The following is a 19,470-nucleotide window of genomic DNA, read 5'->3' on the forward strand; positions in this document are numbered from 1 at the left end:
ACCGGATCCGCGGGGTCATCCGCGGCAGTGCCGTCAACCACGGCGGCCGCACCAGCGGCCTGACGGTGCCGAGCAGTTCGGGACAGGAGGACGTGGTGGCCTCGGCGCTGCGCGAGGCGGGGGTGTCGCCCGAGTCGATCGGCCTGGTCGAGGCGCACGGCACCGGCACCAAGCTGGGTGACCCGATCGAGGTCGAGGGGCTGACCCGGGCCTGGCGCGAGCACACCGACCGCGCGCAGTTCTGCGCGCTCGGCTCGGTGAAGTCCAACATCGGGCACCTGGAGCCGGCCGCCGGACTGGCCGGCCTGGTCAAGGTCCTGCTCGCGATGGAACACGGCACGATCCCGCCCTCGTTGCACGTCCGGCGGCCCAACGACCATGTGACGTTCGAGAGTTCGCCGTTCTACCTGGCCGACCGCGCCCGCCCCTGGCCGCGCGGGGAGCAGGCCCGCCGGGCGGCCGTGAGCTCCTTCGGGATGGGAGGCGTCAACGCCCACGTCATCGTCGAGGAGCCGCCCGCCCTCCCCGTCCGCGCGCCGCTGCCGCCCGGCAGCCACCTGGTGCGGGTGACGGCCGCCAACGAGAACACCGTCCGCACCCTGGCCGCCGCCTACGCCGAGCGGTTCGAGGCGGTCCGCGACCCGTGGGAGACCGCCGACCTGTGCCGCACGGCCAACACCGGCCGCTCCCCGCAGGAATGGCGGACGGCCGTTCACGGCCGTGACGCCGCCGAACTCGCCACCGCCCTGCGCGCCGTCGCCGCCGGCCGGGTGCCCGTCACCCACGCCGACCAGGAACCGGCCGCCGCCGCCGAGCGGTCCGCGCTCGGTATCCCCGGGGCCCGCACCACTGACCTGCCGACCTACCCGTTCGCCCCGGACACCTACTGGCGGACCCGCACGGGCGAACCCCGCACCGGCGAAGCCCCCCGGCCCACCGGCGCCCGGGCCCTGCGCACCGCGTGGCACTCCCAGGAGCCGGCCGCCGCGACGGCCGCCCCGACGGTGGCCTCCGGTACCGTCCGGCTGGTCGGCGCCGACCGAGCCCTCGGGCAGCTGATCGAGGCCGAACTCCGTGCCCGCGGCGCGCGCCTGGCCGAGCCCGGCCGGGCCGCCGACACCGTCCTCATGATCGACGCCTCCGACGACGCCGACGGTGGCGACGGCGAGGAGCTGGGGCCCTTCTGGAAGGAACTCGGCGACCAGATCCGGGAGCTGCCGCCACACGGCCGCATCCTGTGGGCCGGCTGCCACAGCGCCGCCGTGCACCCCGGGGAGCGTGCCGCGCTGCGCCCGGTACGGGCCGCCGAGGCCGCGGCGGTGGCCGCGGCCTGCGCCGAGAGCCGGAGGTCCGGCGCGATCGTCCACCTGGACGCGGCCGATCCGGCCGAGGCGTGGGCCCGGCAACTCGCCGACGAGTACGCGGCCCTGGGCCACGGCCCGGACGCCCCGAACGGCGAGCACGGCGAGCACGGCGCTGCCACGGTCGTGGCGTACCGCGGCGGTGTCCGCTACGCCCCGCAGTCCGCCGACGCGGCGCCCGGGCCGAACTGCGGCCTGTCCGGGGACGGTTACCTGCTGGTCACCGGCGGGCTCGGTGCCGTCGGCCGACGCCTGGTCGCCCGGCTGATCGAGCGCGGCGCCCGCCGCATCGGCATCGTCGGCCGGTCCCCGCTCGACCCCGGGCGCTCCGCCGCGCTGCGCGAGCTGGCGGGCCCGGCGGAGGTGGCGTACCGGCCGTGCGACACGGCCGACGCCTCGGCGCTCGCGGCCGTCGCCGACGAACTGGGCGCCCGTTGGGGCCGGTTGCGCGGTGTGGTGCACGGAGCCGGCGGCGTCAACCCGTTCGGCGCGATGCACCGCCGCCCCTGGGGCGACGCCGCCCGGGTGCTGGCCCCGAAGGTCGCCGGTTCGCTGAACGCCGTCCGGCTCGCCCAGCAGCGCGGCGCGGACTTCGCCGTTCTGGTGTCCTCGATCGCCGGTGCCCAGGCCCGGGCCGGGCGCGGACTGGTCGACTACGCCCTCGCCAACGCCTACCAACTCGCCCTGGCCGAACGGGAGAACGGCACTGCCGGAACCACCGTCACGGCCCACGCCTGGCCGGACTGGACGGGGGTCGGCATGGCCGCGGACGCCTCCTTCGCCGCCGCCCACGCCATCGATGCCGGGGAGGCGGAGGCCGCCTTCCTCGACCACGCACTGACCGGCGGCGCCGTGCTCTTCCCCGGCCGCGCCACCGCCACCGCGCAGCCCGTACCGGCACCGACACCGGCACCGGCACTGGCACCGGAACCGGCCCCGATCCGCGTCGTCATCCCCGCCGCCGTCCCCGCGACGGTGCCCGCCGCCCCCGCGCCGGTCACCGGCCGGGACCGCACGGCAGCCCGCGAGGCCGTCCGCGCGGCGTTCGTCCAGGTCCTCGGCGAGGACCCCGGTGAGCGGGCCCTGCCCGGCCTCGGGCTCGACTCGCTGGCGATCGCCGAACTGGCCACCGCCCTGGAACGGCACACCGGACGCACCGTCGACCCGTCGCTGCTGATGCGCACCCGTACGGCCGACGACCTCGCCGCCGTGCTCGCCGCCGAGCTCGCGGTGACCGTCCCCGCCCAGCCGGGACCGGACCGCCCGGTCCCCGCCCCCGACGCCGACGGCCGCAGCACCGCGCTGCGGGCCCTGCTGCGGCCCCTGGTCGGCGCCGGACCGGGCCCGGTGACGCCGTGACCTCCACCGACCGCCCCACCGACCGCCCCTGCGACAGAACCACCGACAGACCCGCCGACGAAAGGACCAGCGTGGACCGCCCGGACCGCCGCATCGCCGTCATCGGCCTCGCGGTACGCCTCCCCGGCGCCGAGGACGCCGTCGACCTGGCGCACTTCCTGCACCAGGACGGCACCGAGGTCGGCGAGGTCCCGCCCGGCCGGTGGCGCCGCGAGCTCTACCTCGGCGACGGCCCCCACCAGGGCTCCCACCACCGCGGGGCGTTCCTGCTCGACCCCTACTCCTTCGACCACGCCGCCTTCGGCCTCAGCGCCGAGGACGCGCTCCACCTGGACCCGCAGCAGCGGACCATGCTGGAGGTCGGCGCCCGGGCCCTGGAGGACTCCGGCCAGCTCGGGGCCGGGCGGCGGAGGCTGAACGCGGGCGTCTTCATCGGCGCGCGGATGAACTCCTACGGCTTCGACCACGGCCGCGGCCTGCCCGCCCGGCTCCCCGAGGCCGCCCGCCCGGCGGCGCTGTGGGGGCGGTCGCAGAACTTCCTGGCGGCCTGGCTCTCCGACCGCCTCGACCTCTCGGGCCCGAGCCTGGTCGTCGACACGGCCTGCTCGTCCTCGCTGACGGCGCTCTGGCTCGCCTGCCAGAGCCTGACCGCCGACGCCTGCGACCTGGCCGTCGTCGGCGGCGTCGACCTGCTGATCGACCCGCTGACCTTCGTGCTGCTCTCCCGCACCGGAGCGCTGTCCCCGGACGGCCTCTGCCACACCTTCGACGGCCGGGCCAACGGCTACGTCCCGGGGGAGGGCGCCGTCGCGCTGGTCCTCAAGCCGATGGCGGCCGCGCTGGCCGACGGCGATCACGTCCTCGGCGCGATCAGCGCGAGCGCCGTCAACAACGACGGCGCCACCATGGGCGTCACCACGCCCAACCTGGACGCCCAGGTGGAGCTGCTGGACCGGGTCTACCGGAGCGTGGACCCGGCCACCGTCCAGTACGTCGAGGCGCACGGCACGGGCACCGCCATCGGGGACCCGATCGAGACCCGGGCGCTCACCGAGGTCTTCGGCCGGCACGGTGTGCCGCGCAACGCGGTGGCCCTGGGCTCGCTCAAGCGCCGCATCGGCCACCTCCACTCGGCCTCGGGCCTCGCCGCGCTCGCCAAGGTCCTCGTCCTGCTGCGCGAGGGCGTCATCCCGGCGGCGGGCGTGCCGGCGCCCAACCCGCGCCTGGGCCTGGACACCGGCCCCTTCCACCTGCCCACCGCCGCCGCCCCCTGGCCCGAGGCGCCGGTGCGCCGGGCCGCGGTGAGCGGCTTCGGCTTCGGCGGCACCAACGCCCACGTGGTCGCCGAGGCCGTCCCCGACTCCGTCCCGGAGCCTCACCCCCCGGCTCCGGGACGGGCCGTCCACGTCCTGCCGCTGTCCGCCGGCACCCCGTACGCGCTGCGCGAGCTCGCGGCGCAGTGGCTCGGCCTCCTGACTGCGGACCCGGCGGACCCGGCGGACGCCTGCGCCACGGCGCGACTGGCCCGGCCGCACCGCGCGGAGCGCACCGCCGTCACGGGCGCCGACGCCGCAGAACTGGCCGCCGCCCTGCGGACGTGGCTGCTGGGCGGCGCACCGCAGCCCCGGACGACCGTCCGGATCCGCCCGGTGGCGGCGCCGACCCCGCCCGCCTGGCTGGCCGCCCTGGACCGGACGCTGCCCGCCGTGCGGGAGGTGCTCGACCTCTTCGAGGCCGCGACCGGCACCGAACTGGCCTCGTTCTCGGGCGAGTTGCTCAGGATCAGCGAGGGCGTCGCGCTCGCGGTGGCGCTGCGCGGTCTCGGCCTGCCCGCCGAGGCGGTGGACCTGCCGGCGGGCTGGGAGGCCGTCCGGGAGTTCGCCTGGGGGAGCACGCCGCTGGAACAGGCGCTGGCCGACGTCCTGCGGCAGGAGGCCGACGCCGAGGCGGCGGCCGACCCCGACACGGACACGGCGGAGCTCTGCGCCCGGCTCGACCGGGCCCAGGGCGAGCAGGAGGTGGCCGGGACGCTCGCCGCGACCGTGGCCGAACTCTTCGCGGCGGGGCGGGAGATCGACTGGGCGGCCTTCCAGGGCGGGCGCGCCTGGCGCAAGCGGCCGCTGCCCGCGGCCCAGTCCACCGGCCCGGCCCTGGACCTGCGCGAACCGCTGCGCTCGGCCGAGCCCGGCACGCCCACCGTGCTGGACTCCGACGAGGGCACCGCCGGCTACACCTTCTCCCGGGTCTTCGGCCCCGGCGAGGCCCCGATCGCCCAGCACGCGGTCTACCGGCGCACGATGCTGCCGGGCGTGGCCTGGTTCGACTTCCTGCGCGAGGGCGCGACCGTGCGCGGCGAGGCCTTCCACGGGCTCGGCGACGTCCTCTTCCACCGCCCGCTGATCCCCACGGCCGCCCGCCGGGTGGTGTGCCGGGTGGACGGCGAGGGCCGTTTCACCGTCCAGGACGGCGAGAGCGGCGAGCCGTTCGTCACCGGCCGCTACCTCGCGCGCCGGGCGCCGCAGCCCGCCGCCGTCCCGCTCGCCGCGCTCCTGGACACCTGCTCGGCCGAACTGCACGCCGGCTCGCGGCTGTACCGCTGGCTGCGCCGGATCGGCTACCACCACGGCCGCTACTACCGGAACATCTCCTGGGTGGCCGGCCTGCCCGACGGCGGCACGCTGGCCCGCATCGAGGGCGAGCGTCAGCGGGAGCTGAACCCCGGCGGGGTCGAGCTGTACCCCGGGCTGCTGGACAGCGTGACGATCGCCGCGATCGCGCCCGACAACCCGGTGTTCGGCGCCGCCGAGGCCTCGGCCTTCATCCCGCTCTCGGTCGGCCGACTGGAGGTCCACGGCCCGCTGGCGGAGGCGGCGTACGTCCGTACCGAGACCACGTTCTGGAACGACGAGGCCTGCCGGGTCACCCAGACAGTCACCGACGCGGCGGGCCGGCCGCTGCTGGTGCTGGCGGACATCTCCTCCAAGCGGGTTCCCACGGCGGCCTTCGAGGAGCACCCGGAGCCGGCCGGGCGTCATTCGGACGACGCGGCACCCGAGGCCCGTCCGACGCCTGACGCCGCGTCGGCGCCCGCACTTGAGCCCGAGCCCGCGCCGGTGGCCGTACCGCAGTCGACCGCCCCGGCCCCCGCCCGTCCGGTGGACCCGGCCGTGCGGATCCTCGCCTGGTTCCTGGAGCTGACCGGGACCGCGGAGGCCGACGCCGACACCGAGTTCCTGTCCGCCGGATCCGACTCCGTCGGCCTGGTGTCGCTGAGCGAGCGGATCTCCCGGGAGCAGGGCCTCTCGCTCTACCCGACGGTGTTCTTCGAGTACCCCACCCCGCGCCGCTTCGCCGCCTTCCTGGCCGAGGAGGCCCCGGAGCTGGCCGCGACGCTGCCCGCCCCGACCGGCCCCGCCCCGACCGGCCCGGCCCCGGCCACCGACACGCCCGCCGCCGAACAGCACCGCCCCCGCCCCGCACCCGCTCGCCCCGCACCCGCTCGCCCCGCGCCCGCCGCCCCCGCCCGCGCCGCCACGGCGAACACCCCCCGCCCGCGCGACATCGCCGTCGTCGGCGCGGCCGTCCGGCTGCCCACCGCCGCCGGTCTGGCCGAGTTCGCCGAGCTGCTGCGCGAGGGCCGCGACACCGTCCGCCCGCTGCCCGCGGACCGCCGCCACCCGGGCGCCCCGGTCCCCGAGGCCTCGTTCCTCGACCGGGTGGACGGCTTCGACCCCGCGCCGTTCCGGATCTCGCCCCGGGAGGCGCCGCTGATCGACCCCCAGGCCCGGATCGTCTACGAGACGATCTGGGAGGCCCTGGAGGACGGCGGCCGCTCCGGCGCCCGGGCCGAGGGCGCCACCACCGGGCTGTGGATCGCCTACAGCCACGACCACTACCACGAGGAGCGGGTGCGCCACGGGGTCGCCGACGGGCGCGGGCTCGGCCTGGAGGCGATGATCGCCAACCGCCTCTCCTACCTGATGGACTGGCACGGCCCCAGCACCCTCGTCAACACCCTCTGCTCCTCCTCCCTGGTGGCCCTGCACACCGCCGTGCAGCACCTGCGCTCCGGGGACGTCGACACGGCGGTGATCGGCGCCGTGCACGCCGGGATCAGCCCCGAGTACTTCCGTTCCATGGGCGACCTGATGGCCCTGTCGCCCCGGCACCGCTGCCGCTCCTTCGACGACGGCGCCGACGGCTTCGTGCCCGGCGAGGGCGCCGTCGCCGTGGTGCTGCGCCGGCACGCCGACGCCGAGCGGGACGGCGACCGGGTGCGCGGCCTGGTCCGGGGCACGGCGGTCAACCACGGCGGCCGCACCACCCGCTACTCCGCGCCCAGCCCGGCCGCCCAGCGCGACGTCGTCTCCGCGGCCCTGCGGGACGCCGAGGTCTCCCCGGAGACCATCGACCTGGTCGAGGCGCACGGCACCGGCACCCGGCTGGGCGACCCGATCGAGGTGGACGGGCTGACCCGGGCCTGGCGCGAGCACACCGACCGCGCGCAGTTCTGCGCGCTCGGCTCGGTGAAGTCCAACGTCGGCCACCTGGAGCCGGCCGCCGGCCTGACCGGGCTGGTCAAGGTCCTGCTGGGCCTGGAGCACGAGCAGCTGTGGCCGACCCTGCACGTCACCCGGCCCAACGACCACATCCGCTTCGAGTCCACCCCGTTCCACCTGGTCGACCGCGCCCGCCCCTGGCCGCGCGGCGAGCGCCCGCGCCGGGCCGCCGTCAGCGCCTTCGGCATGGGCGGGGTGAACGCCCATGTGATCGTCGAGGAGGCGCCGGCCGCCGCCGCCCCCGCTCCGCTCGCCCAGGACAGCCACCTGGTGCGCCTCGGCGCGGCGAGCGAACCGGCGCTGCGCGCCCTGGCCGCCGCCTACGCCGGGCAGGTGGCCGCCCTCCCGGCCACCGGCCTGGGCGACTTCGCCCGCACCGCGAACACCGCGCGGGCCGCGCACCGCCACCGCGCCCTCGTGCACGGCGGCACCCCCGCGGAGCTGGCCGCCCGGCTCGCCGCCGTCGCGGAGGGCGGCGCCCCGGCGGCCCGGCACAGCGGCGGCCCGGCCCGCACCGCGTTCCTGTTCACCGGTCAGGGCTCGCAGTACCCCGGCATGGGCGAGGGCCTGTACGCCACCGAGCCGGGGTTCCGCGCGGCGCTGGACGAGTGCGCCGCACTCCTCGCCCCGCACACCGACGTCCCGCTGCTCGACCTGCTCCACGGCGACGCCCGGCACCTGCTGGACGAGACCCGCTACGCCCAGATCGGCATCGTGAGCGTGCAGGTCGCCCTGGTGCGCTGGCTGGCGGCGGCGGGCGTACGGCCCGACGCGGTCGCCGGGCACAGCCTGGGCGAGCTGACCGCGGCGTGGGCGGCGGGCGTGCTCACCCTGCCCGACCTGCTGCGGCTGACCGCGCTGCGCGGCCGGCTGATGCAGGACCAGCCCCGGGGCGGGGCGATGGCGGTCGTGCACACCGACGCGGACACCCTCAGCGGCCTGCTCGCCCGCTACCCGGGCCTGGAGCTCGCCGCCCACAACGCGCCGCGCCAGCACACCGTCAGCGGCCCGGCCGGGGCCGTCGAGCGGCTCCGGGCCGAGAGCACCGAGCGCGTGCAGCCGCTGACGGTCAGCCACGCCTTCCACAGCGCGCTGATGGACGGCGCGGTGGCCCCGTTCGCCGAGGCGGTGGCCGGCGTCCAACTCGCGCCGCCGGTCCTGCCGTTCGTCTCGACCCTCACCGGCACCTGGCACACCGCCGGGACGGCGACCGACCCGCAGTACTGGGCCCGGGCCATCCGCCGCCCGGTCCGCTTCGCCGAGGCGGCGGCCACCCTGGGCCAGGAGTCCCCGGACACGGTGTGGGAGATCGGCCCCCAGCCGCACCTGCTCCCGCTGGCCAGGGCCGCGCACACCGGCGACCACCCCGAGTGGATCGCCACCCTCCGGCGCGGCCGCGGCGACCAGGCCCAGCTGCACGCCGCCCTGGCGGCCCAGCACGACCGCACCGGCGCCGAACCGCGCTGGAGCGCCCTGCACGAGGGCAAGGGCCAGCGGATCACCACCCTCCCGACCTACCCCTTCCACCGGCAGCGGTACTGGATCACCGCGGCCGCACCGAACCCCGACGAGCACACCGAGCACACGAAGAGGGCCGAGCACCATGGCTAGCGAGTACGGACTCAAGCGACACTTCAACGGCGAGGCGGCCCGCCTGATCGGAGGCAGGATCCGCGCCGCCCACCCCGGCTTCGACGTCGAGGGCTACGCCGCCGAGGTCGAACGGCGCGTGCCGGGCAAGGAGTTGAAGGACCGCGTGCTGGTGCTGGCCGAGGGCCTGCGCACCCGGCTGCCCGACGGCTACCCCGCCGCCCTGCCCCTGCTGCTGACCACCCTCGGCGACGAACTCGCCGAGGGGGAGGGGATGTTCAACGCCAGCTGGTACCTGATGCCGGTGGCCAGGTTCGTCGAGGAGTACGGTCTCGACCACCCCGAGGCCTCCCTCGACGCCATCGAGGAGATCACCCGGCGGCACACCGGCGAGTACGCGATCCGGCCCTACCTGGAACAGCACCACGCACTGACGATGGAACGGGTCGCCGAGTGGGCGGCCAGCCCCAGCCACAACGTGCGGCGGCTGGCCAGCGAGGGCGTGCGCCCGCGGCTGCCCTGGGCCCGCACCCTGGGCGTCTTCGTCAAGGACCCGCGACCCGTCCTGGAGATCCTCGAACCGCTGCGCAGCGACCCCTCCGAGTACGTCCGCAAGTCCGTCGCGAACAACCTCAACGACATCTCCAAGGACAACCCGCAGCAGGCCCTCGACACCGCCCTGCGCTGGCTGGAGCAGAGCCGCACCCCCGAGACCGCCTGGATCGTCAAGCACGGCCTGCGGACCCTGGTGAAGAACGGCGACCAGCAGGCCCTGGCGGTGCTCGGCGCCACCGGCGGCGAGCACGTGGCGGTGCCCCGGCTGAGCGTCACCCCGCGCGAGGTGACCGTCGGGGACACCGTCGTGATCGAGCTGGACGTCGAGAACACCGACACCCGCGCCCACAGCGTGACCGTCGACTACGTCGTCCACCACGTCCGCAGGAACGGGCGCAGCATCCCCAAGGTCTTCAAGCTGACCACCCTGGAACTCGCCGCCGGCGAACGGCGCCGCCTGCGCAAGACCCACCCGGTCAAGGAGGTGCAGACCCGCAGCTACTACCCGGGCGAGCACCGGGTCGACATCCAGGTCAACGGTCTGGTGAAGGCCACCGAGCACTTCGGGCTGCGCACATGAGCGCGCCGGCGCTCGTCCTCGACGCGGCCGATCCGGTGGTCGCCGACCACCGGATCGGCGAGCACCCCGTCCTCGCCGCCGCCGTCCAGGCGGACGCGCTGCTCCGCGCCCTGGACACCCGGAGCCCGGGCCGGTCCTGGACGCTGGAGCAGGTCGCCTTCCGCGCGCCGCTGCGGGTGGACGGCCCGCGCGTCGAACTGGCGGTGGTGACCGGCGAGGACGGGCAGTGCGCCGTACGCACCGACGGGCCCGACGGGCCGGTCGCGTACAGCACCGCCCGCGCCCACGGCGTCCCGCTGCCCCCGCCGCGCCACCTCGACACCGCCGCCCTGCGGGCCGGCTGCCCGGACGCCGTCCCGCTCGCCGAGCTGGACGCCTGGCGGCGCGCCAGCGGCATCGCCTACGGGCCCGCCTACCGGGTGGTCCGCTCCGCGCAGCGGGGGCCCGGCCGGATCGCGGCGGTGCTGCGCACGGCCGAGGACGACCCGCGCGCGGCGGCCTTCGTGCCGCCGCCGCTGCTCGACGGCGTGTTCCAGCTGCTCGGGCTGCTCGACGGGGGAGCGGCCGGGGCGTGCCTGCCCTGGTACGTCGGCCGGATCGCCGCCCGCCGCCGGATCACCGGGACGGTGCTGGCCCTGGTCGAGCTCGACCCGCCCGCACCGGGCGGCCCGGGCGGCGCGGTGCGCGGGCGGGCCACCGTCTGCAACCAGCAGGGCGAGGTGCTGCTGGAGCTGGACCGGATCACCCTCAAGGCCGCCACCGCCGGGCGCCCCGCGCCTGCGGGGCCGGCCGGGGCCGTCGAGCCCGTGGAGCCTGCCGGGCCCGCCGTCGGACTGATCGAGGCCCCCGGGTGGCGGCGGACCGACCCGGCCCCCGCGCCCCGGGCCGCCGACCGGACCGTACTGCTGATCGCCCCGCCGGACACCCCGCCGCCCGGCCTCCCACCCGTCGCCCGCCTGACGCCCGGGGAACTGACACAGGAACGGATCGACGCCGTCCTCGCCGAGCACCCCGTGCACGAGGTGGTCTACGTGGCACCCCGGGGGACGGCGGGCGCGGACGGCGCGGCCCAGGCCCTCCAGGGCGTCTTCACCCTGGTGCGCCGCCTCGCCGCCCGGCCCCCGATGCCCGACCTGCTGATCGTCACCACCGCGGCCCACGACCTCACCGGGGGCGAGCCCGTCGACCCCTTCGCGACCGCGCTGTGGGCGCTGGCCCGCACCCTGCGCGCGGAGCACCCGCGCACCACCGTGCGGCTGGTCGACCTGGCACCGGGCGAGGCCGCGCCGCCGCCCCGGTACACCGAGCCGGACCTGGCCCGGCGCTCCGGCACCTGGTACGCCCCGGTGATCGAACCCGACCGGTCCGCCGCGGCCCGGCCCCCGCGCCTGCGCGGCGGACGCTTCCTGGTCACCGGCGGCCTGGGCGGCATCGGCCTGCGGGTCGCCGAGTTCCTGGCCGAGGAGGGCTGCGCCCACCTCACCCTGGTCGGCCGCACCGCCCCGGCGGCCGGGGAGGTCCGGCAGCGCCTCGACCGGCTGGCCGCCCGGTGCGACCTGGAGACGGTGGCCGCCGACGTCCGCGACCTGCCCGAACGGCTGGCCGGCGCCGCGCGCTACGACGGCATCCTGCACGCCGCCGGAGTGCTGCGCGACGGCCTGGCCCGCGGCCTGACCCCGGTGCAGATCGGGGAGGTGTTCGACCCCAAGCTCGGCGGGGTGCACGCCCTCGCCGAGCTGGCGGCCCGGCACGACCCGCCCGGGTTCGTCGCGCTGTTCTCCTCCGTCGCCGCCGTGCGCGCCAACCTAGGCCAGAGCGCCTACGCCGCCGCCAACGGCTACCTGGACGGCTACGCGGCCCGCCGACGCGCCGCGGGCGAGCCCTGGTACAGCCTCGGCTGGGGCCTGTGGAACGTCGGCATGGGCGAGCACATCGCCGCCAGGGCCGCCGCCCACGGCGTCCCCGCCCTCACCCCGGACGACGGCGTCGCGCTGCTGCGCGCGGCCCTCCGCCGTCCACCCGCGCACTACGTCCTGACCGCCACCGCCCGAGCGAAGGGGGCACCCATGACCACCACCCTGACACCCACGAGCGAGCTGTGGCCGCCGCTCACCGCCGCCGTCCGGAAGATCCTGCTCGTCGACGACGTCGCCCGTGAGGACGACCTGCTGGAGCTGGGACTCGACTCGATGATGGCGGTCGAGCTGGCCGCGGCGCTGGCCGGCACCGGGCTCGACGTCGACCCGATGGTCTTCTTCGAGCACAGCGGCGTCGGCGCCCTGCTGGGCCACCTGGAGTCGCTGCCGCGCACGGCGGCGGCCGCCGACCGGCCGGCGCCCTCGCCCGCTCCCGCGCCTGCCCCCGCGCCCGTGCCCGAACCGGCAGTCGTCGCGGCTCCCGTCCCCGCGCCCGCTCCCGTCCGGGCGGGCGCCGACGTCTTCGTCCCCGAGTGGGACCGCTACCGGGACCCGGCACCGCACGCCGGGCCCGCACCCGTACGGAAGCCCGAGCCGCGCCCCGCGCCCGCCGCCCCCGCCGCCCGTGCGGAACCCGCCGTCCGTACCGAACCCGTCCCGGCGCCGCGCACCCGGACGCCCCGGCGCACCCTGCCCGGCCGGCTGTCCGGCGCACCCGGCGGCAGCTTCCTGGAGCGCCGGATCGACGCGCTCTCCACCGAGGACCGTCAGATCGTCGCCAGGGACGAGTACTTCTACGAGCCGGTGATCGAACGCGCCGAGGGCGCCCGGATCAGGTTCGACGGCCGCTGGTTCCTCAACTTCGCCTCCTACAGCTACCTCGGGCTGATCGGCCACGACTACATCGACCAGCAGGTCCTGGACGCGGTGGAGCGCCACGGCACCGGCGCCCACGGTGTGCGGCTGCTGGCCGGCACCCTCCAGCTGCACCGTGAACTGGAGCTGGCGATCGCCGACTTCCTCGGCGCCGAGGACGCCGTGGTGTTCTCCAGCGGGTACATGGCCAACGTCGCCACCGTGGGCGCCCTGGTCGGCGCGGGCGACGTGGTCATCGGCGACGTCTACAACCACGCCAGCATCCTCGACGGCTACCGGCTCTCCGGCGCCGAGGTGATCACCTACGCCCACAACGACCTGGCCGACCTGGAACGCGCCCTGCGGAAGGCGGGCGACCGGGGCCGCCTGGTGGTCACCGACGCCGTGTTCAGCATGGACGGCGACATCGCCGACCTGCCCGGCATCGTCGAGCTGTGCGAGCGCTACGACGCCCCGCTGATGGTCGACGAGGCGCACAGCCTCGGCGTCCTCGGCGACACCGGACGCGGCATCACCGAGCACTTCGGCCTCGACCCGGCCCGGATCGACGTCAAGATGGGCACCTTGTCCAAGACCGTGCCCAGTGCGGGCGGTTACGTCGCCGGCTCGCGCGACCTGGTCTTCGCGCTCAAGAACAACGCCCGCGGCTGGATGTTCTCCGCCGCCGCGACCCCGGCCCAGGTCGCCGCCGCCAAGGCCGCGCTCGAGGTGATGGCCGCGGCCCCCGAACTCACCCGCGACCTGCGCGCCCGCACCACCCGCTACCGCGAGCAGCTGCGCGCCCTCGGCTTCGACACCCTGCACAGCGAGACCCCGGTGGTGCCGGTGATCTGCCGCAGCGCCGAACAGGCGGGCGCGATGGCCCGGTTGTGCCAGCGCGACGGGCTGTTCGTGCAGCCGATCGTCTACCCGGCGGTGCCGCGGACGCTGCCCCGGCTGCGCACGATCGTCAACCTCGCCCACTCCGAGGCCGACCTGGACGAGGCGCTGGCCGTGCTGGCGCGCGCCGGCCGGGCCTGCGGCCTCATCCCCTGACCGACCCGGATCCCCTGACCCACCCGTCCGCACATCCGCGCACCGCATCCCGGAGGGGAGCACCGCATGACCGCCGCACCCGACACCGAGGCGTTCTTCTCGGCCGTCCTGAAGGCCATCGCCGTCACCCGCAACCACGCCACCGACCCGCAGGAGCACACCCGGGGCGTGGTCGAGCCGGCCGCTCGCATCCGTGCCGCCGAGGAGCGGATCGGCGCCGGCCCGATCAGCCCCGCCGAGGCCGGCGAGGTGCTGGACCTGCTGGAGACCACCTTCCGCACCAAGCGCACCCCCGACGAGGAGCGCGAGCACTACCTGGCGTACATCGAGAGGGTCTCCGGCGTGCGCCGGGCCCCGCTGGGTGCGTCCGCCGCGTGAGCGTTCCCGAACTCGCCTGGTACAGCCACGAGCTGTGCTTCTGGCACGACCCCGGGCCCGGCGCCGGCTACCTGCCGGTGGGGCCCGGGATCGAGCCGCTGCGACAGTTCGCCGTCGACCCGGACCTGCGCCGGGCGGAGGGCCTGGTGCGGGCGGCCGGCGTCCTGGAGCGGTTCACCGCCGTGACCCCGACGCCCGCCACCGACGAGGACCTGCTGCTGGTGCACACCCCGGAGCACCTCGAACGCGTCGAGGCCGCCTCGGCGGCCGGCGCGGGCGACGCCGGGGTGTACGCACCCGTCAACTACCACAGCGCGCGGGCCGCCCGGCTCGCCGCCGGGGCCTGCGCCCAGGCCGTCACGGCCGTCCTGGACGGCCGGTTCCGCCGGGCCTACTGCCTGGTGCGCCCGCCCGGCCACCACGCGGAACCGGACCGGGCTATGGCGCTGTGCCTCTACAACAACCTGGCGGTCGCGGCCCGCACCGCGCGGCGGCACGGCGCGCGCCGGGTGCTGGTCCTGGACTGGGACGTCCACCACGGCAACGGCCTGCAACGGGTCTTCTACGAGGACCCGGACGTGCTGTACGTCTCGGTCCACCAGGACGGGCTGTTCCCGGCGGCGTCCGGCCTGGTCCTGGAGACCGGCGCGGGCGCGGGCGCCGGCACCACGCTCAACGTGCCGCTGCCCGCGGGCTCCGGGCACGAGGCCTACCTCGCCGTGGTGGAGCAGCTGGTGGCGCCCGCCGCCCGGTCCTTCCGCCCCGACCTGATCCTGGTCGCGGCCGGGGTCGACGCGGGCGGGCACGACCCGATGGGCCGGATGCTGTGCACCAGCCGCACCTTCCACGCCATGACCGCGGCCCTGTGCGAACTGGCCGACGAACTGGCGGACGGGCGGATCGTCCTGGCCCACGAGGGCGGCTACTCGGCGTGGTACCAGCCGACGCTGGTGCTGGCGACGGCCTGCGCGGTCGCCGGGCTGCCGGCCCCCGACGACCCGTTCCTGCACTCCCTGGAACACCTGCCCGGCCAGCGCCTGCAACCCCACCAGCGGCGGGTGGTCGACCACCTGCGCGCCCACCACCCGCTGTTCGCGGGCCGCTCGGGCCCGGCCGGCCCGCGGGCGGGGGAGGCCGGCGATGGGTGACTGGTGGACGCGCCTGGGAGCGCCGGCCAAGGGCGCCGGGCCGCGCCCGCGCCGACGGGTGGTGGCGCTGCCGCACGCCGGCGGCTGGCCGTCCGCCTTCCGCGGCTGGCGGGAGGTGCTGCCCGCGGACGTCGAACTCCTGGTGGCCCAGCTGCCGGGCCGCGGCGTGCGGCTCGGCGAGGCACCACCGACCAGGGTCGAGCCGCTGGTCGAGCCGCTGGTCCGGGAGCTGGCCGACCTCACCGGGGCGGATCCGCTGCCGTACACGGTGGTCGGGCACAGCTTCGGCAGCATCCTCGGGTACGAGCTCACCCGGGCGATGGAGCACAAGGGCCTGCCGCCCGAACTGCTCGCCGTCTCGGCCCGCCAGCCGCCGTGCTTCGGCGGCGGGCCGCCGTCCGCCCGCGACCGCACCGACGCCCAACTCCTCGCCCACCTCCAGGAGATCGGCGGCATCGCCCCGGGGCTGCTGGCCCGCGCCGACCTCCTCGGGCCCGCTCTGCGCGCCATCCGGGCCGACCTGGAGGCGATGGAGGCCCATGAGCGGCCGCTGACCGGCACGGCCGTGCCGATCCTCGCCCTCGGCGCGACGGACGACCCGGTCGTCCTCGCGGAGCGCCTGCACCTGTGGTCGCTGGAGACCACCGCGGGCTTCCGCCGACTGATGTTCACCGGCGGCCACTTCTACCTGTACGACCACGCCAACGCGCTGGCCGTCGCCCGGCACCTGGTCGCTCCGACCCCGCCGGGCCCCGCACGACCGCTCCACCGACCGCCCCACGGGGCGGAACCCCCGTACACCCCCGGACTTCCGGAAAGGAACCCCGTTGAGCACCACCGCCGACTCCCCCCAGCAGGCCGGTCCACGCCAGTGGCTGGGGCTGGCCGTACTGGCGCTGCCCACCCTCCTGCTCTCCATCGACGTGAGCGTGCTGCACCTGGCCGTACCGCACATCAGTGAGGCCCTGGCCCCCTCGGCCTCCCAGATGCTGTGGATCATCGACATCTACGGCTTCCTGATCGCCGGCTTCCTGGTCACCATGGGCACCCTCGGCGACCGCATCGGCCGGCGCCGACTGCTGCTGATCGGCGCGGCCGCCTTCGGGGTGGCCTCGGTGGTCGCCGCCTGGACCAGCGACCCGGCCGCGCTGATCGCGGCCCGGGCGGCGCTCGGGGTGGCCGGCGCGACGCTGATGCCCTCCACGCTGGCGCTGATCACCACGATGTTCCCCGACCCCCGCCAGCGCGGGATGGCCATCGCGGTGTGGGTGACGATGTTCTCGGTCGGCATCGCGCTCGGCCCGGTGGTCGGCGGCGCCATGCTGGAGTACTTCTGGTGGGGCTCGGTCTTCCTGCTGGCCATCCCGATCATGGCGCTGCTGCTGATCGCCGGCCCGGTGCTGCTGCCGGAGTACCGCGACGAGAACGCCGGCCGTCTCGACCTGGCCAGCGTGCTGCTGTCGCTCGGCGCGATCCTGCCGGTGATCTACGGGCTCAAGGAGATCGCCAAGGGCGGGGCGGGCGTGCTGCCGGTGCTGGCCCTGGTGGTCGGCCTGGCCGTGGCGGGCGCCTTCGTCCGGCGCCAGCGCACGCTGGCCAGCCCGCTGCTGGACTTCCGGCTGTTCGCCGGCCCCACCTTCCGCACCGCGCTGGCCACCCTGCTGGTCAGCATGCTGGTGGCGGGCGGCACCTACCTGTTCGTCACCCAGTACCTCCAGCTCGTCGGCGACCTGTCGCCCATGACGGCGGGCCTCTACCTGCTGCCGGCGGCCTTCGCGCTGATCGTCACCTCGGTGGTCTCCCCGATCGCCGCGGCCAAGGTGCGGCCCGCGTACGTCGTCGCGGCCGGTCTGGCGGTGTCGGCGCTGGGCCACGTCATGCTGGCGACGGCCGACAGCACCTCCGGCATCGCCCAGGTGGTCACCGGCTTCGCCTTCGTCTACGCGGGCGGCGGCCCGCTGGTGGCCCTCGGCACGGACATCGTGGTCGGCTCGGCCCCGCCGGAGCAGGCCGGTGCGGCCTCGGCCCTCTCGGAGACCAGCACCGAGCTGGGCATGGCGCTCGGCGTGGCGCTGCTCGGCAGCCTCGGTGCGGCCGTCTACCGGGCCGGGGTGGAGGTGCCCGGCGGGGTGTCCGACGACGCGGCCGGCACGCTCGCCGGGGCGGTGGAGGCGGCCAAGGGCCTGCCCGCCGATGCGGCGGGCGCGTTCCTGGACTCCGCCCGGGCCGCGTTCACCGACGGCATGAACGTCATCGGCGGGATCGGGGCCGTGCTGGCAATCGCCAGCGCGGTGCTGGTGGTCCTGGTGATCAAGGCCCCGCCGGCGGGGGCCGGGGCGGAGGAGGAGGCCGGCGCGGAGCCGGTGGTGGCCGCGGTGGAGTAGCGCCGGTCGGCGGCGCAGCCGCAGCGCCCGACGGCCGGTCCGGGACGGGACCGGCCGTCGGCGCATGTCCGGACGCCGTCCGCCGTGCCGTGTCCGGCGAGGGCCGCCACCGACCGTGTTGACATACCGACGGTACGCAAATAGGTTCAGTTGACATACCGTTGGTACGTGAATGGGGATGCCGTCCATGCTGGCCAGCTTCCGTCCGGTGATCTGTACGTCCCGCCTCGACGAGACCCGCGCGTTCTACGCCGGGCGCTTCGGCTTCGAGACGGTGCGCGAGGCGCCCTGGTGTCTCGTCCTCGGCCGCCCCGCCCCCCGGCCCGTCGAACTCACCCTCGTGGACCCGTCCCACCCGGAGGCGCCCGAGGAGTGGAAGCGGCCGGTGCGCGCGGTGCGGATCGTCCTGGAGGCGGACACCGGGGGCGGGCGAACGGTCGTGGACCCCAACGGCGTCCGCGTCGACGTCGTACCGACAACTGCGAGGGACCCAAGGGGAGAGGTGCCATGGCAGGAAGAATCGATCCCGACACGGCGGCCGCGGTGATGCGCGCGGCGGGCCTGGAGCCGTTGGAGCCCTACCCGGGCGCCAACGTGGCCTGGAACTGCCGCTGCACCGCCGGCGCCCACCGCGTCGCGCCCACCTTCACCCTGGTGCGCACCGGCCGGAGCGCCGGCTGCCGCGAGTGCGGGCGCACCGCCGCCGGCCGCCGGCGCCGCGCGGCCGGACAGGAGCGTGCGGAGGCGGACATGCGGGCGGCCGGCTACGAGCCGCTCGACCCCTACCCGGGCGCCCGGGTGCGCTGGCGCTGCCGCCACCTGCCCTGCGGCCGGACCGTCCACCCCCGGCTGTTCAAGATCCGTGCGGGCGGCGGGGGTTGCCTCACCTGCGCGGGCCGCGCCCCGGTGGACCCGGCCGCCGCGGTGGCCGAGATGCGCGCGGTCGGCATGGAGCCGCTGGAGCCCTTCCCCGGCCGGGTGCGCGACCAGTGGCGCTGCCGCTGCACCCGGTGCGGCCACATCGGCACCCCGATGCTCAACAACATCCGCCGCGGCCAAGGCGGTTGCTACCCCTGCGCGCACCGCCACCGGCAGCCGTCCCGGCTCACCGCGCGCGCAGCGCCTCAAGCAGTCGGGTGAGCGCCCGGACGGTGTCCGCCAGGTCGTCGGGGCCGCCCGAGGCCGCCAGCCACAGGGCCGCCTCGTTCATCGCACCCGACAGCAGGTGGGTGAGCGGCGCGGCCGGCTGGGCGGGGATCGTCCCCTCGGCGATCAGCACGGCGAGCACATCGGCCAGGTGCCGGCCGGAGGTGGCCTCGTTCATGGCCCGCCACTCGCTCCAGCCCAGCACGGCAGGCCCGTCGACCAGCAGGATGCGCTGGACCGACGGGTCGGTGGAGGTGCTGAGGAAGGCCTCGCACCCGGCGACCAGCTGCTCCCACGGCTCCTCCCGGGCGTCCGCGGTCACCGCGATCCGCTCGGCCACCTCCTGCTGCACCTGCTCCAGCACGGTGCGGAACAACGCGGTCTTGCTGTCGAAGTGGTGGTACAGCGCGCCCTTGGTCACCCCGGCCGCCGCCACGATCTCCGCCAGCCCCACGGCGCCGTACCCCTCCGTCGAGAACAGCCGCCTGCTCTCGCGCAGCAGCGACTGCCGGGTCTGCTCCCGCTGCCGGGCCCGCACTCCCTGCGCCATCGTGGCCCCCTGTCCTTGACGTACTGAAGGTAT

11 protein-coding genes (1 of these 11 cut by a window edge) are annotated in these 19,470 nt (G+C 76.4%); 10 read left to right on the forward strand and 1 reads right to left on the reverse strand.

Annotated elements, in window-relative coordinates:
• The 10 genes from ACFY2K_RS07480 to ACFY2K_RS07525 all read left to right on the forward strand — a co-directional run.
• Positions 1 to 2,720, forward strand: partial view of an SDR family NAD(P)-dependent oxidoreductase gene (locus ACFY2K_RS07480; protein WP_387710119.1) — the final stretch only. 6,346 nt of this gene lie to the left of the window's left edge; 2,720 of the gene's 9,066 nt are visible here — the last part of the coding sequence; its start codon lies beyond the left edge, outside the window; it ends in the stop codon at positions 2,718 to 2,720.
• Positions 2,717 to 8,890, forward strand: coding sequence for a beta-ketoacyl synthase N-terminal-like domain-containing protein (locus ACFY2K_RS07485; protein WP_387710121.1), 6,174 nt, complete (start codon positions 2,717 to 2,719; stop codon positions 8,888 to 8,890). Before ACFY2K_RS07480 ends, ACFY2K_RS07485 begins: the two co-directional genes overlap by 4 nt.
• Positions 8,883 to 10,004 carry a DNA alkylation repair protein gene (locus tag ACFY2K_RS07490; RefSeq protein ID WP_380593544.1) on the forward strand — a complete coding sequence of 374 codons (1,122 nt, stop codon included), beginning with the start codon at positions 8,883 to 8,885 and terminating at the stop codon, positions 10,002 to 10,004. Before ACFY2K_RS07485 ends, ACFY2K_RS07490 begins: the two co-directional genes overlap by 8 nt.
• Entirely contained in the window at positions 10,001 to 13,831 is a 3,831-nt protein-coding gene (locus ACFY2K_RS07495) for a bifunctional SDR family oxidoreductase/pyridoxal phosphate-dependent aminotransferase family protein (RefSeq protein ID WP_387710124.1), read from the forward strand. The genes ACFY2K_RS07490 and ACFY2K_RS07495 overlap by 4 nt, the downstream gene beginning before the upstream one ends.
• A 66-nt stretch (positions 13,832 to 13,897) precedes the next feature.
• Entirely contained in the window at positions 13,898 to 14,209 is a 312-nt protein-coding gene (locus ACFY2K_RS07500; protein WP_380405595.1) for a hypothetical protein, read from the forward strand.
• Positions 14,206 to 15,357 (forward strand): class II histone deacetylase, encoded by a 1,152-nt coding sequence (locus ACFY2K_RS07505; protein ID WP_387710126.1) that lies wholly within the window; start codon positions 14,206 to 14,208, stop codon positions 15,355 to 15,357. The genes ACFY2K_RS07500 and ACFY2K_RS07505 overlap by 4 nt, the downstream gene beginning before the upstream one ends.
• Complete coding sequence (locus ACFY2K_RS07510) at positions 15,350 to 16,318, forward strand: thioesterase II family protein (RefSeq protein WP_387710128.1); 969 nt, start codon at positions 15,350 to 15,352, stop codon at positions 16,316 to 16,318. Before ACFY2K_RS07505 ends, ACFY2K_RS07510 begins: the two co-directional genes overlap by 8 nt.
• Positions 16,233 to 17,741 (forward strand): MFS transporter, encoded by a 1,509-nt coding sequence (locus ACFY2K_RS07515; RefSeq protein ID WP_387710200.1) that lies wholly within the window; start codon positions 16,233 to 16,235, stop codon positions 17,739 to 17,741. Before ACFY2K_RS07510 ends, ACFY2K_RS07515 begins: the two co-directional genes overlap by 86 nt.
• A gap of 172 nt (positions 17,742 to 17,913) precedes the next feature.
• A complete protein-coding gene (locus tag ACFY2K_RS07520; protein ID WP_387710130.1) occupies positions 17,914 to 18,288 on the forward strand; it encodes a VOC family protein in 375 nt (124 codons plus the stop codon).
• Entirely contained in the window at positions 18,249 to 18,881 is a 633-nt protein-coding gene (locus ACFY2K_RS07525; RefSeq protein WP_380532837.1) for a hypothetical protein, read from the forward strand. The genes ACFY2K_RS07520 and ACFY2K_RS07525 overlap by 40 nt, the downstream gene beginning before the upstream one ends.
• Here the strand turns inward: ACFY2K_RS07525 and ACFY2K_RS07530 are convergent.
• A complete protein-coding gene (locus ACFY2K_RS07530; protein WP_380532839.1) occupies positions 18,847 to 19,437 on the reverse strand; it encodes a TetR/AcrR family transcriptional regulator in 591 nt (196 codons plus the stop codon). The two genes, ACFY2K_RS07525 and ACFY2K_RS07530, sit on opposite strands and share 35 nt — an antisense overlap.
• Between the last annotated feature and the right edge of the window lie 33 nt (positions 19,438 to 19,470).

Origin of the sequence: Kitasatospora sp. NPDC001309 (assembly GCF_042896295.1) — a bacterium.
GTDB lineage: Bacteria > Actinomycetota > Actinomycetes > Streptomycetales > Streptomycetaceae > Kitasatospora.

Excerpts from the sequence above, each read along its gene's own strand:
- ACFY2K_RS07490 (WP_380593544.1), top strand. The coding sequence starts at position 8,883 with ATGGCTAGCGAGTACGGACTCAAGCGACACTTCAACGGCGAGGCGGCC.
- ACFY2K_RS07495 (WP_387710124.1), top strand. The coding sequence starts at position 10,001 with ATGAGCGCGCCGGCGCTCGTCCTCGACGCGGCCGATCCGGTGGTCGCC.
- ACFY2K_RS07500 (WP_380405595.1), top strand. The coding sequence starts at position 13,898 with ATGACCGCCGCACCCGACACCGAGGCGTTCTTCTCGGCCGTCCTGAAG.
- ACFY2K_RS07510 (WP_387710128.1), top strand. The coding sequence starts at position 15,350 with ATGGGTGACTGGTGGACGCGCCTGGGAGCGCCGGCCAAGGGCGCCGGG.
- ACFY2K_RS07520 (WP_387710130.1), top strand. The coding sequence starts at position 17,914 with ATGGGGATGCCGTCCATGCTGGCCAGCTTCCGTCCGGTGATCTGTACG.
- ACFY2K_RS07525 (WP_380532837.1), top strand. The coding sequence starts at position 18,249 with ATGGCAGGAAGAATCGATCCCGACACGGCGGCCGCGGTGATGCGCGCG.
- ACFY2K_RS07530 (WP_380532839.1), bottom strand. The coding sequence starts at position 19,437 with ATGGCGCAGGGAGTGCGGGCCCGGCAGCGGGAGCAGACCCGGCAGTCG.